11 protein-coding genes and 1 pseudogene are annotated in these 12,698 nt (G+C 60.5%); 6 read left to right on the plus strand and 6 right to left on the minus strand.

What is annotated here, in order from left to right:
* Positions 1-7: 7 nt before the first annotated feature.
* From ACXADQ_RS00850 to ACXADQ_RS00870, 5 genes are all read right to left on the minus strand, one after another.
* Complete coding sequence (locus ACXADQ_RS00850; protein ID WP_475314000.1) at positions 8-1,498, minus strand: flavin-containing monooxygenase; 1,491 nt, start codon at positions 1,496-1,498, stop codon at positions 8-10.
* Positions 1,499-1,744: 246 nt separating this feature from the next.
* Positions 1,745-2,248: a YbhB/YbcL family Raf kinase inhibitor-like protein gene (locus ACXADQ_RS00855; protein WP_050772051.1), complete on the minus strand. Its 504-nt coding sequence runs from the start codon at positions 2,246-2,248 to the stop codon at positions 1,745-1,747.
* A 38-nt stretch (positions 2,249-2,286) separates the two neighbouring features.
* Positions 2,287-3,249 carry a quinone oxidoreductase family protein gene (locus ACXADQ_RS00860; RefSeq protein ID WP_138421462.1) on the minus strand — a complete coding sequence of 321 codons (963 nt, stop codon included), beginning with the start codon at positions 3,247-3,249 and terminating at the stop codon, positions 2,287-2,289.
* Between the two features lie 126 nt (positions 3,250-3,375).
* Positions 3,376-5,100, minus strand: coding sequence for a thiamine pyrophosphate-binding protein (locus ACXADQ_RS00865; protein WP_138421461.1), 1,725 nt, complete (start codon positions 5,098-5,100; stop codon positions 3,376-3,378).
* A gap of 291 nt (positions 5,101-5,391) precedes the next feature.
* Entirely contained in the window at positions 5,392-6,348 is a 957-nt protein-coding gene (locus tag ACXADQ_RS00870) for a LysR family transcriptional regulator (protein ID WP_475314013.1), read from the minus strand.
* 579 nt (positions 6,349-6,927) lie between these two features.
* Here ACXADQ_RS00870 and ACXADQ_RS00875 point away from each other — a divergent pair.
* The 3 genes from ACXADQ_RS00875 to ACXADQ_RS00885 are packed head-to-tail and all read left to right on the plus strand — an operon-like array spanning position 6,928 to position 9,745.
* Complete coding sequence (locus ACXADQ_RS00875; RefSeq protein ID WP_138421459.1) at positions 6,928-7,902, plus strand: TRAP transporter substrate-binding protein; 975 nt, start codon at positions 6,928-6,930, stop codon at positions 7,900-7,902.
* A gap of 10 nt (positions 7,903-7,912) precedes the next feature.
* The gene (locus ACXADQ_RS00880; RefSeq protein WP_138421458.1) at positions 7,913-8,434 is read left to right on the plus strand and encodes a TRAP transporter small permease; all 522 of its coding nucleotides are present in this window, start codon (positions 7,913-7,915) and stop codon (positions 8,432-8,434) included.
* A 9-nt stretch (positions 8,435-8,443) separates the two neighbouring features.
* Positions 8,444-9,745, plus strand: coding sequence for a TRAP transporter large permease (locus ACXADQ_RS00885; protein ID WP_138421457.1), 1,302 nt, complete (start codon positions 8,444-8,446; stop codon positions 9,743-9,745).
* Positions 9,746-9,848: 103 nt separating this feature from the next.
* On the opposite strand, the pseudogene ACXADQ_RS00890 reads toward ACXADQ_RS00885, so the two are convergent.
* Positions 9,849-9,929: pseudogene (locus ACXADQ_RS00890) on the minus strand (IS6 family transposase); the annotation flags it as partial.
* Positions 9,930-10,041: 112 nt separating this feature from the next.
* Here ACXADQ_RS00890 and ACXADQ_RS00895 point away from each other — a divergent pair.
* The 3 genes from ACXADQ_RS00895 (at position 10,042) to istB (ending at position 12,669) form a co-directional block, all read left to right on the plus strand.
* Positions 10,042-10,206 carry a hypothetical protein gene (locus ACXADQ_RS00895; protein WP_475314020.1) on the plus strand — a complete coding sequence of 55 codons (165 nt, stop codon included), beginning with the start codon at positions 10,042-10,044 and terminating at the stop codon, positions 10,204-10,206.
* 236 nt (positions 10,207-10,442) lie between these two features.
* Positions 10,443-12,008 carry an IS21 family transposase gene (istA, locus tag ACXADQ_RS00900; RefSeq protein ID WP_008335500.1) on the plus strand — a complete coding sequence of 522 codons (1,566 nt, stop codon included), beginning with the start codon at positions 10,443-10,445 and terminating at the stop codon, positions 12,006-12,008.
* Positions 11,941-12,669: an IS21-like element helper ATPase IstB gene (gene istB, locus ACXADQ_RS00905; RefSeq protein WP_083783480.1), complete on the plus strand. Its 729-nt coding sequence runs from the start codon at positions 11,941-11,943 to the stop codon at positions 12,667-12,669. Before istA ends, istB begins: the two co-directional genes overlap by 68 nt.
* Positions 12,670-12,698: the final 29 nt, after the last annotated feature.

Genomic DNA, 12,698 nt, shown 5'->3' on the forward strand with positions numbered 1-12,698 from the left:
CGTGTTGTCAAACCGATGCAGGACCGGCAGAGTTTGACGCCCTGAACCGGACGCCGGACAGCGCTTCCTTCTTCACGCGATTGCGGAAGGCTTCGATGGTGTCGGGCCAGTGAGTGAACACCTTGCCGGTGCCGCCGACCCGGTAGTAGGACACGCAGTTCCCCTGAACGAGGACGCTGGCATCGGCCCTGGCCTGGATATCGTCGTTGAAGGCGGCATAAGCCGCTTCGTCGACCTCGAGGATGTCTGCACCGCGATCTTCGGCCTGCTTCATTGCATCAAGGATGAAACGGGTCTGCGCCTCGACCATGTCGGTGACCGACGCGCCGCCGCCGTTCGGGCCGCAGATCATGAAGAAGTTAGGAAACCCTTCGACCATGGACCCGAAATAGGCGTGCGGGACCTCCTGCCATTCCTGCGCGAGGACACGGCCTTGGCTGCCGGTGATGGTCAGGTCGCCCATCATCCCGGCTGGATCGAAACCGGTGGCCCAGATCACGACATCGACCGGGTAACGCTCGCCGTCCACATCGACGATCGCGTCCTCCGAAAGGCCGGACACACCGCGTCCGATCAATTCGACGTTGTCGCGTTCGAAAGCCGGGTAATAGTCGGTGCTGAAGAGTGGTCGCTTGCACCCGAACCGGTATTTCGGCGCCAGCACCTCGCGGGCATGCGGATCCTTGACCTGTTCGTCAAACAGCTTGCGCCAAGCCGCTTCCTGTTCCGCGATCACGGCGCCGTTCATCGGAAACCGGGACTTGGCGATCACTTCGAAACGGTCGAACCATTCCTTGCGCCGTTCCAGTTGCTGACTGGCAAACTCTTCGCTGTCGCGATCGATATCCGCAAAAGAGATGTCCGGACGCGGCATGACATAGGAGGGGGTACGCACAAAAACATAAAGCTTTTCAGCATGTTTCGCCGCATAGGGCACCACCTGGATTGAGGTCGCACCGCCACCGACGACGGCCACCCGCTTGCCGTCGAGGTCAATATCGTCGTTCCAGAAAGAGGTATGGATGGACTGGCCCTCGAACCCGTCGAGGCCCTTGATCTCAGGCAGGGTCGGCTGCGAGAGGAGGCCACCGGACCAGATCAGCATCCGTGCGGCCCAAGTCCGGCCATCGCGACTCGTCACGCGCCAGCATCCGGCGTCATCGTTCCAGGTGGCCTGACTGATGCGAGTGTTGAACACCGTCTTGCGGGTCACGCCATACCGGTCGGCGAGGTCGCGGAGATAGGCTAGTATTTCGCTGCCTGGCGCGAAATTGGTCGACCAACTGGTGCCGGGGTAGAAGCTGTAGGCGTAAAGGTCGATCGGCGTGTCGCAGGCGATATTGGGATATCGGTGCTGCCGCCAGACGCCGCCCACGCTATCTGCGGCCTCGATGACGGCGATGTTGTCGTATCCGCTTTCGATCAATTGCGCAGCCGTTCCGACGCCGCCTAGTCCTGCGCCAATGATGAGCACGTCCAGCAAGGTGTCGTCGCTCATGATCCGACCCTCTCATGTCCGTTTTGGAAACCGGTGTCGGGGCGTACCGTGTCGTCCTGCATGCTATTCCTCCCTATTCGGCGCGGTTCGGCGTCTTCAGGCCAGGTCATTCCGTTCATCCGGACGACGGTGCCGAAAGTCCGATCCGGGCGGGACAGTCAGGCCCTGGGGCCTGACATCCAGATTTCACCTTAAGATTGCGGGCCGATCTCCTCCTCCGGCCGGTGCAATCGGGCGGCGTCGGGACTAGCGGCCGTAGTATGCCGTGAAGGTGGTCGACGCGATCTTGTTCTGATGAACCATGAAGCCGACCATCGCGGCCGAGGCCTGATCGTCGAGCGGCAGAGCTTCAACGCTCAGGGCGTGTAATGTGAATACATAGCGGTGCGGCTTGTCGCCCGGTGGCGGAACCGGACCGCCGTAGATCGGGGCGCCCCAGTCAGATCGGCCCTGAACAGTCGGCATCGGAAGGTCGCCGGTCGCTGCGGCGTTTTCCGGAATGCTGGTTGTCCCGGCGGGGATGTTGAAGAGGATCCAGTGCCAGAACCCGCTGCCGGTCGGGGCGTCGGGATCGTACATCGTGAGGGCAAAGCTTTTGGTCCCATCGGGCGCCCCGCTCCATTCCAAGCCGGGCGACTTGTTGTCGCCGGTGCAGCCCCAGTCATTGAAGACGAAGGTTTCGGGGATCGTTTCGTTTTCAGGAATGCCTACGACATTTATCTTGAAGGTGCTCGCTGTCGCGTCTGCCATGGTATACTCCATTGTTTGCTGGCTTAGGTTTGGTCTGTTCAGGGGATCAGGACGACCTTCCCGAACGGGCGGTTATCTTCGACATGGCGATGCGCCGCGGCAGCTTCGCTCAGTCGGAAAGTCTTTTCCACGGGCATCACGAGTTCTCCGGCGGCGACATCCGAAAGCAGGCCCGAAATCATTTGTCCGATTTCGGGAAGGTGCATGACTTTGCCGAAGATGAAGCCTGTGACCGTGACCGCGGATTGTCGGATCGCGGCAGGGTCAAGCGTGGGTTGAACGCCGCTTGCCATGCCGACCATGACCAACCGACCCCGGGGGCGAATGGCGGCAAATAAGTCGGAAAACTTGGGGCCACCGACAAGGTCGATCGCTAGATCGACACCATATCCCCGGGTCGCCGCCAGAGTTTCGGCCCTGATGTCGCCCGTCCTGCCGTCGATACCGATATCGAGACCGAGCGTCTTGAGGGCGGCGATCTTCTCGGGTGAAGAAGCGGTGCCGATCACCCGGGCGCCGGCCCGCTTGGCGATCTGGACGAGAGCGATACCCACCCCTCCGGAGGCGCCGTGGATCAGTAAAGTTTCACCCGATCTCAACTGTCCGTATTCGAAGAGCGCCTGATGCGCCGTTCCGAAAGCAACCGGCACTGTTGACATCGCCTTCAGATCGGTACCGGCGGGGACCGGGTAGGCGAAATGTTGGGGAACCGCGAAGAGTTCGGCATGAGAGCACGAGAAGTTGAACCCCACAACGCTGTCGCCGGGGCGCAGTGATTTGACCTCGGGTCCGACCATGGTGACGGTCCCGGCGGCCTGATAACCGCCAATCCGTCGCGCTCCGTCCACCGGCGTTATCCGCCGATGCAGGAGATCACCGCCTTCGATGCTGATGGCGCTGACTTTTATCACGACGTCCGCCGGGCCGCATGTCGGGTCTTCGACATCGCCGTATTGCAGGACTTCCGGTGCGCCGGTTTCGGTGTAGAAGGCCGCTTTCATCGCGTATCCATTGCTGAAGTCGTTCAGGTCCGGCCCGCTGCCGGGCCGTCGGCCCTTGGCAGCAGGATTAGGGGTCGGGGCCCCGATGGCTTTGATTGATGGCGCCCTCCGGCGCGCAGGCCGGCGCTATTCGCCGACCACCTCGATCAGCCAGGGCCGATTGCTTGCCTTTGCCGTCTTCAGACAGGCCGACAGGTCATCCGCGGTCGTCACACGTTTGGCTTCAAGACCCAGGCTCTGAGCGAACTGGGTGAAATCGACCGGTGCGGATTCCCAGGTCCATGCCATTTCGTTGCGTTCCTGAAGACCGGTCGACATGTCGTAGACCGCATCGATCGCATCCGGGACACAGAGCCAGCCTTGGTTGTTGTTCACCACGAAAACCACAGGCAGGTTCTGCTGCGCAGCCGACCACATGCAGGTAGCGCTGAACATGAGGTTCCCGTCTCCGAGGAAGGCGAGAACCCGTCGATCCTCGGCGCCCATCTGCATGCCAATCGCCGTCGGCGCGCCCCATCCCTGCGCACTGCCTTTTCCAGATACGGCGTGGAAATTCAGAGGGTCGTCGAAGTCGTACATCGTCTCGACATGCCAGCCGAGGGTGCTGCCTGCCTGAACGATAATCCAGTCGGATCCGCACTGCTTGTACACTTCGCGGATGAGTTTCTTTTGCGGCACTGGGGACTGATCGCCTGGTAGCGCGTCCGCCTCTTCGATCGCGGTCTGCCGGGCTTGTCTTGGTGCGGCGCAGATCTCGCGGTTGCGTGCCCGTGCGTCTTCGGCGACAGGCGTGTGCTTCAATATCTCGACCAGCCGGGCGAGGCTTGGTTTCGGATGACCGTGCAGGGCCACGTCCGGCCAGAGTTGCTTGGCGGTCAGCATCGGATCGACCGACAGCGTAACCAGCCGCGTCCCGGACGGCAGCATCCGCTTTTCATCGGGCACGCCTTTTTCGGTGAACTCATAGCCGATGGCAAAGGCGACGTCTGCCTCAGCTAGGATCGCGGCATTGTTCGCCGGAGTGCCGACATACTGGTGGTGGCTGGTCGGGAACCCCATGAAGGAAGGATCCTGTTCGGACACAACCGGAGCGCCCACTGCCTCGGCAAGTGCGACCATCTCGTCGACGGCCCGGAGACGCCCGACCTCACTGCCGCAAAGCAGCACCGGCCGACGCGCTTCGCCCAGAAGCCGTGCCGTTTCCGCCAACCCGAGTTCGTCCGCGACCGGCGCGTCGAACGTACGCATCCGCGCGTAGTCCTCGCGGGGCGGGGGGCCGGACAATTCGATATCGTAGAGGTCCGAGGGGATCGAGATATGGACCGGGCCCATGGGCGCGGTCGATGCGATTTCCCAAGCGCGGGCAAGGATTTCGGGAATGCGCTCAGGCGTCGTGATGTCGTAGTTCCATTTGGTGAACTGCGCGCTCATTTCGGTCAATGAGCGAGGAGTCGCGGCATACTGATCACGTCCGCTTGTCGTGCGCGACCCGGTCGTCGACACTATCACCATGGGAATATTGTCCGCCCAGGCCGTCGTGACCGACATCATCGCTAGAGCGGTGCCGGAGGCGTGATACACGATGCAGAACGTCGGCTTGCCCGTCTGACGTGCGTAGCCCTGCGCCATCATGGTCAGGTTCGTCTCGTTCAGATGGCTTACGCAATTTATCTCTTTGCGGCGGGTCATCAGGGCGCGGGCCAGTCCCAGCATTCCAAGCCCTGTGATGTTGAATACCTTTTCGGCGCCAAGTCCGACCAGCGTGTCGATCAGCAGGTCTGCCCCGGTGTGAACCGCGTCGGCACGCCGGGCGGTCTGTGCATCAATGGCGTCGTTTCGAAGGTTTCCCATTCGATTTCCTCCTCCAGAATTTTGGATGACCTGACCATGTTCCTGCGTCGTCCTCGCTCGGCGCCGAATGCGGTCTAGTAATCTGTCATCCTGAGGACAGCGTAGGCATGGCCATCGGTGTTACTCAAATTGATTTAATCTTCAGATAAAATCACGAGGGTGAATAAAGCTTGTTTCGGTGGATTTTCCAGTCACGTCGCGGCCTAACGCAACAATCTGAAATTATTGACGAACAATCTGCCCCAATGAAAGCAGGCACGACACATTCAACATGAAGACATTGGGCACAGATCACCGCGGTTCAATGACATCCTTTACGTTCCAGGCCGCCATCGGCAGCTTCAAGATTTGCTCTCTGATCCATGTGTGGCCCTTGTCCATCTCTTGGCGCCGGTGCCAAATCAACAGCACCTGAAGCGTCTCTGTCTCGAACGGCAGGCGCGCCCTGACGAGGTCCGCCCGTGCCCGAATCGGCGCCACGGCCGGGTCAGGGACCGTGGCAATCAGTGAGGTGCCGAGAAGGATTTCTGAGAGTACGGACGCGTGAGGCAGGGTCAGCGCTATCTTTCTGGGGCGCTCCATCTGCTTGAGGGTGACATCGACCGGATGGCGATGCGCAGGCGTGGCCCGTGTCAGAACGTTGATATGACGATGTGCCAGGTAGACGTCGAGCGGGATCGTGCTGCCTTCCGTAACTCCTATCTTCTGCGCGTGTTTGGAGCAAATCAGTGCGGAATAACGGCAACTTGCCATGTGCTCTCGGCTGAAGCGCTCGGAGATCTCCAGCCGGCCGATGGCGAAGTCGGCGTATCCGTATTCGAGGAGCGTTTCATATTCGTCCAAGGGCGCTTCGAAAACGCTGATCTCTATGTTCGGCGCTTCGGTCTCAAGAACCTTCATAAGTGCGGCGATATAGGTCTCTTCTCCCACGTCGGTCGCAAGGATGGTGAAGGCTCGGGTCAACTCAGCCGGGACGAAGGACAACCCTTGCATGATAGAGGTCTCAATTCCCTTGAGTCCCTGTTGCACCGGATTGCTGATCATCTGGGCCAGGGGCGTCGGCTCCATTCCGTTGCGCGTCCGCACGAAAAGCTGATCGCCAAGCGTCTGCCTGAGCCGGTTGAGGGCGTTGGAGACCGCTGGTTGTGTCATATTGAGTCGATCCGCCGCGATCGAAACGCTTCTTTCCTGCTGAATTGCGTCGAAAACTTTCAGCAAGTTCAGGTCCAAGTTGTTCAAGCCGTGCATGCTCCCCCCTAAATTCACCACGCGAATAAAGCCGCCCCTCAATATCAATTTGCATAGCTTAGAAATCTACGCAATATCGAATTGAAGGGTGGTTCGACCGCCCGCAAGGGACCGCAACACATCCGGACACATCTGGGTTCGCACGTGTTGAACCCTTCAGAGCCAAGGGCAAGACGTCCGGCCGATGAGCGACCGAACCCTGTGCGTAGGGAGCACGGCGGGTCCGGAAGACCGGCAGTTATCTGGACGAAATCTAACCCGCAGCATCGGCAAGTCCGCAGGCACCGGAGAGGACCGGTGCTGGGGTCAGGAGAGGGGAGCCGGAGTGTTTGGCCCACAGGGCCACCGCACCGGGAGGAGAGGAAAATGGCAAGGCCTGAATGCCCTGAGGTCGTAATCGACAGCATCGCATCATCCATGTTGCTAGCTGTGACGCCACCGGCGCCGCCTCACGAGACCCCCAATGCCGACCAACGCGGCCGGAAGTGAATTCATGCCTCTGCGCTGCGCGCAAGGCCTGAAAAGGGCGTCAACCGATCGCAGTGACGGGGACAGCCAACCAAATGGGAGGAAACAGAAATGACAAAACTGAAGACAGGTGCGCTAATTGCGAGCATCATCGGAACGCAAGCCGCAGCCGACATGCAGTATTCACTGCCATTCAACGAGACCAACGAATTCTCGAAGATCGGTATCGAGTGGGCCAACGCGGTATCCGCCGCGACGAACGGCGAGATCACTTTTGAGCCGGTCGCAAACTCGGCCCTAGTGACAATTCCGGAAACGCTCGATGCCATTCAAGGCAGCGTGGTTCCAGCCGCCATGGGTGTGGCTTCGGCCATGGCTGGTACGATCCCGGCCTTTGGCTATCTGGAGCTGAACCTCAGCGTCCCGGTGAATAATCCGCTGACCGAAGAGGCGATGCCACAGATCTTTCCCGACGTAGAAAAGCTGTTGGCGCCCCATGATGCAAAGGCGCTCTGGATCATGCCCGCCTTCGGGGGCGGCCTGGCTTGTACCAGTGAGATCCTCGAATCCGTGGAAGAGTGGAGCGGCAAGAAGGTTCGGACCGCTGGCCGCTGGCAGGCCAAGCAGATGGAAGCGGCTGGCGCGAGTCCTGTTTCTCTGCCAGCGTCGGACATCTATCCGGCCTTGCAGAACGGCACCATCGATTGCGCGCTGATCTCGGGATCGATCTACCTGTCCAACTCCCTCTACGAAGTCGCTCCCTACTTCTCGGACTACGGGTTCGCGGGCAACATGTTGATCACCTTGGTCGGCGCGGACGTGTGGGACGACATGACGGACGAGCAGAAGAAGATCGTCACCGATCTGTCGAACGAGACCACCGTGAAGGGCACCAAGCAGCTTCGCGAAGTGAGTGTCCAGGAAGCCGAGAACATCAAGGCCAAGGCAACCTACCATAAGGTCACCGACGAAGAGTTGGCAAACCTGCTGCAAACCTGGGACCCGGTTTATCAGGAAGCCATGGGCGAAGTGACCGACGAGTTGGGCAAGCATCTTGTCGACACGCTTTACGCTTTCGGTCGGTAAGAGTGCCGAGATGGCATTTTACCAATCTCAGCCCTACCTGGGCTTCAAACGAACGGTAGAGGGCGTAAACGCCCTCTTCACCTTCGTCGCTTGTCTTCTGATCGCCGCCATCGGCTTGATCGTGGTGGGCGCAACCCTGGCCCGCGCCTTTGGCGAACCGCAGATGTGGGCGCACGACTATGCTCAGATTGCCTTCACCTACGTTGTCTTTCTGTCGCTGGCACCTGCGCTTCAGTCCGGACAGCATGTAACGGTCGAGTTGTTCGAAGGCTTCCTTCCCAATTGGATCCGAAAGTACCTCGATCACGTTGCCGCCATCGCCTGCCTCATCTTCGGGATCGTCTTCTGCTGGTACCTGTGGAAGCTGACGTCCCGCGCCTTTTCCGACAACCGCCTAGCCACTGCGGTGATCGCAGTTCAGCTCAAGTGGATACAGGTCATCGGCCCGATTGGCGTCCTTCAATTCGTGCTTACGGCTGTGCTCCGACTTTTCGAAGCACAACAGCGGTTCGCCGCCACGGAACAAGACTAGGAAATTCACATGGAAGCCTTGCTTTGGTTCAGCGCCTTCATTGGCGCACTCATATTCCTGCTGGCGCTTCGCATACCGGTTGCGGTTAGCATGGGTCTCATCGGCATTGTCGGTACGGCAGCCTTCGTGTCACCCCGAGCCGTCGTCCAGATCGCGAACATCGCATACTCGCAGACATGGAGCTTCGTGCTCGTCATCGTGCCGCTCTTTGTTCTGATGGGCGAGGTGATTGCGCTATCCGGCCTCGGTGCCGCTCTCTTCCGGGCGGCTGCGATATGGCTCAGGCGGCTGCCCGGCGGCCTTGCCATCGGGACCATTGCCGCAAGCGCAGGTTTCGCTTCGGTCTGCGGCTCGAGCCCGATCACCGCAGCGACAATCGGCGCAATGGCCGTCCCCGAGATGTCCAAGCACGGCTACGCCCGCAGCCTGGCCGCGGGTGCTACGGCCGCCGGGGGAACGCTCGGCATCCTTATCCCGCCGTCCGTGCCGATGATCCTTTACGGAGTGATCACCGAAACGTCCATCGGGGGGCTTTTCCTTGCCGGGATCCTGCCGGGGCTCATGATGGCCGCATTGCTGTCCGGCACGGTGATCCTGCAAGTCCTCATGAACCCGTCGATCGCTCCGGCTATCACGCATAGGGTCAGCTTTACCGAGCGGGTCAAGACAAGCGCCGAAGCCTTTCCGACGGTCCTGATCGCCGTAATGATCATCGGTGCCCTCTACGCGGGCATCGCCTCCCCATCCGAGACGGGTGCCTTCGGAGCGGCAGCGGCGGTACTGGTTGCGCTCGCGCTTGGCAAACTAAAAGGGGGTGTTTTGCCGAAAGCGCTGCAGAAGACCGTCCGGACGACAGGGATGTTCATGCTGCTTCTTGTCGGCGGGCTCTTCAGCTCTTTCGTTCTGACGCGTCTTGGCGTGCCGCAGGATATCTCGAACTATCTCACCGGTCTTGATGTCCCGCCATGGGTCATCATCGTGACGATCAACATTCTGCTCCTGATCATGGGTATGTTCCTTGATCCGCTCAGCATTCTCGTGATCGTGGTGCCGATCTTTCTCGATACCATCGTCGGTCTCGGCTACGACCCGATCTGGTTCGGTGTGATCGTGACCATCCAGATCGAGATCGCCGCCATCACCCCGCCAGTCGGACTGAACCTATTCGTCCTGCGGACGGTTGTGCCCGACCTGTCGATCACGGAAACGGCAAAGGGCGCGATCGTCTTCGTGATCCCCATGCTGCTCGGGATCGCCCTACTGCTCGTCTTCCCCCAGATCGCCCTTTATTTGCCAAGTCTGAGGTTCTGAAGCATGCGTCCAAATATGGAGCTGGGACATCCTAGGTGTTGTCGCATGTTGGGTGGTGTCACGTGAATTCGCTGAATTTTCAATTTGGCATCGGGTTGGCTGCTCAGGCGACATGCGCCGGCGATTTCCAGGCATCGAAAGCTTCGAGGCGGTGATACCGGATAGTAAGAGCGGTACGGCGCCGGACTTTCTCTTATGAGAGGTCTACGCCGCTTACGCACAGATTAACAAACCGGCAACCTCGCCCCCGTGAACGTGACAACACCGCGTGGTCAGCGGACTAAGGCTGAACGTCGGTGACCGTATTCATCAGTTCACATCCGGGGCGGGGCGGGTATGGCTCCGCGCTAGAGCGGAGCCTGGAAGCCGTCGTCGATGATTTGTATTCCGGATTGGTTTCTTCGGAACAGGCCCGACAGGTCCACGGTGTCGTCTTGTCCGACAAAGCCCAGGTCGACTAGGCGGCCACTGCGCGACGACGACAGGCTGTCCTGTCAGCGGGTGGTGCGGATCAGTAGATCACGGGCTCCTGCTCCAGACTGACTCCGAACTTTGTACGAACGGCGTGCACGGCGTCTTGGGTTGTGAACCGGCATGCAAGATTGACCCCTGTATTGGGGTAATCGGCGTCCAAAAGTGACCCCCCTGATATTTCTGTTCAGAAGCTTCCTCAAAGGATTGAGGGAGCGATTTGGGGATGTTGGTTGTGGAGACGATTGCGAAGATCAGGCGGGCGCATTTCATCCAGGGGAAGTCGATCAAGCAGATCTGCCGGGAGCTGCGGGTATCACGGAACACGGTGCGGAAGGTGGTGCGGTCCGGGGCAACCGAGTTCAGCTATGACCGGTCCACGCAGCCCCGCCCCAAGATCGACCCGTGGCGGTCCGATCTGGATGAGATGCTGGCTGAGAATGACCGGCAACCCAAACGCCAGCGGCTGACACTGGTTCGGATTTACGAAGAGCTGCGCAACCGGGGTTATGACGGCAGCTATGATGCGGTGCGGCGCTATGCGGCGAGTTGGTCGAAGGCGACCCGGGAAGCTTCCGCCGCTGCCTACGTGCCGCTGAGCTTCGACCCGGGCGAAGCCTATCAGTTCGACTGGAGCCATGAGGTTGTCCTGATTGACGGCGTGACCACGACGGTGAAGGTTGCGCATGTGCGCCTGAGCCACAGCCGGATGCCGTTTGTGCGGGCCTATCCCAGAGAGACACAGGAGATGGTGTTCGACGCCCACGACAAGGCGTTTGCCTTCTTCGGTGGGGCCTGTGCGCGGGGCATCTACGACAATATGAAGACCGCCGTTGACGCGATCTTCATTGGCAAGGATCGGGCCTATAACCGGCGGTTCCAGCAGATGTGCGGCCATTACCTGGTCGACCCGGTGGCCTGTACCCCGGCCTCGGGCTGGGAGAAAGGCCAAGTCGAGAACCAGGTCGGCGTGATCCGCCGGCGCTTCTTCGTGCCGCGTCCGAAGTTCAAATCCTATGCCGAGTTGAACGCCTGGCTGGAGGATCGCTGCCTGGCCTATGCCAAGGCGAACAAACATCCAGAGTTGCGCGACAAGACGATCTGGGAGGTGTTCGAGGACGAGCGCCCGAGCCTTGTGCCTTACGTCGGCCCTTTCGATGGATTCCATGCAGTTCCCGCATCGGTGTCCAAGACCTGCCTCGTGCGGTTCGACAAGAACCGCTACTCGGTCGATGCCCGGGCGGTCGGGCGGCCGGTGGAGATCAGGGCCTATGCCGCCCGGCTGGAATGCTGGCAGGATGGGCAAATCGTTGGCCAGCATGAGCGGGCCTTCGGGCGGGACAAAACCATCTTCGATCCCCTGCATTACATCCCCGTTCTGGCCCGCAAACCCGGCGCCCTTCGCAACGGGGCGCCCTTCAGGGAATGGGAGCTGCCGGTGCCAATCCGCCGCGTGTGGCGCAAGCTGGAACGCCAGCCGGGCGGTGACCGGCAGATGGTCGACATCCTGAGCGCCGTGCTGACCGACGGGATTGATGCGGTCGAGGCGGCCTGCGCCGAAGCCCTGTCGCACAATGTCCATTCCGCAGGCGTCGTGCTGAACATCCTGGCCCGGCACCGCGAGCCGCCACCACCCCTGACAATCACCACCCCGGATGCGCTGAAGCTGGCCTGCGAGCCCATTGCCGACTGCAACCGATATGACAGCCTGAGGAGAACACAGAATGGAAAGATCCGAGGTAATCGACGCGATGGGAAAGCTGAGGCTCTACGGAATGAGGGCCGCCTATGACGAGGTCCTGACCACCGCCGTCAAACGCCAGCACGAGCCGCAACAGATCATTGGTGACCTGCTGACCGCCGAGATCAGGGAGAAGCAGGCCCGGTCAGTCAAATACCAAATGACCATCGCCAAGTTGCCGCTCGCCAAGGAACTGGAGGAGTTCGACTTCGAGGCCGCCGAGGTTAACGAGACCCTGATCCGCGACCTGGCCAACGGCGACTTCCTCGACCATCAGCGCAACCTCGTCCTGATCGGCGGCACAGGCACCGGCAAAACCCATCTTGCCGTCAGCATCGCCCGGACCTGTATCCGGGCAGGGCGCCGGGGCCGGTTCTTCAACGTGGTCGACCTGGTGAACAAGCTCGATGCCGAAGCCCGCGCCGAGCGCCAGGGCCGGACCGCCGACCTGATCTCCCGCCTCGACTTCCTGATCCTGGACGAGCTCGGCTATCTGCCCTTCGCCCAGACCGGCGGCCAATTGCTGTTCCACCTGATCAGCAAACTCTACGAACGCACATCCATCATCGTCACCACCAACCTGGCCTTCGGCGAATGGCCCAGCGTCTTCGGCGATGCCAAGATGACCACCGCACTGCTCGACCGGCTCACCCACCATTGCGAAATCGTCGAAACCGGTAACGAAAGCTGGCGCTTCAAGAACCGCGCATAGCGCCAACCCGAAACCCCGCAGGCCCGCCG

The organism is Thalassovita sp. ABM4_323 (assembly GCF_056158665.1).

What these genes read in the sequence shown, in the direction of transcription:
- ACXADQ_RS00885 (WP_138421457.1), top strand. Translation starts at nt 8,444, where the DNA reads ATGGAAGCCTTGCTTTGGTTCAGCGCCTTCATTGGCGCACTCATATTC.
- ACXADQ_RS00865 (WP_138421461.1), bottom strand. Translation starts at nt 5,100, where the DNA reads ATGGGAAACCTTCGAAACGACGCCATTGATGCACAGACCGCCCGGCGT.
- ACXADQ_RS00860 (WP_138421462.1), bottom strand. Translation starts at nt 3,249, where the DNA reads ATGAAAGCGGCCTTCTACACCGAAACCGGCGCACCGGAAGTCCTGCAA.
- istB (WP_083783480.1), top strand. Translation starts at nt 11,941, where the DNA reads ATGGAAAGATCCGAGGTAATCGACGCGATGGGAAAGCTGAGGCTCTAC.
- ACXADQ_RS00875 (WP_138421459.1), top strand. Translation starts at nt 6,928, where the DNA reads ATGACAAAACTGAAGACAGGTGCGCTAATTGCGAGCATCATCGGAACG.
- ACXADQ_RS00855 (WP_050772051.1), bottom strand. Translation starts at nt 2,248, where the DNA reads ATGGCAGACGCGACAGCGAGCACCTTCAAGATAAATGTCGTAGGCATT.
- ACXADQ_RS00870 (WP_475314013.1), bottom strand. Translation starts at nt 6,348, where the DNA reads ATGCACGGCTTGAACAACTTGGACCTGAACTTGCTGAAAGTTTTCGAC.
- ACXADQ_RS00880 (WP_138421458.1), top strand. Translation starts at nt 7,913, where the DNA reads ATGGCATTTTACCAATCTCAGCCCTACCTGGGCTTCAAACGAACGGTA.
- ACXADQ_RS00850 (WP_475314000.1), bottom strand. Translation starts at nt 1,498, where the DNA reads ATGAGCGACGACACCTTGCTGGACGTGCTCATCATTGGCGCAGGACTA.
- istA (WP_008335500.1), top strand. Translation starts at nt 10,443, where the DNA reads ATGTTGGTTGTGGAGACGATTGCGAAGATCAGGCGGGCGCATTTCATC.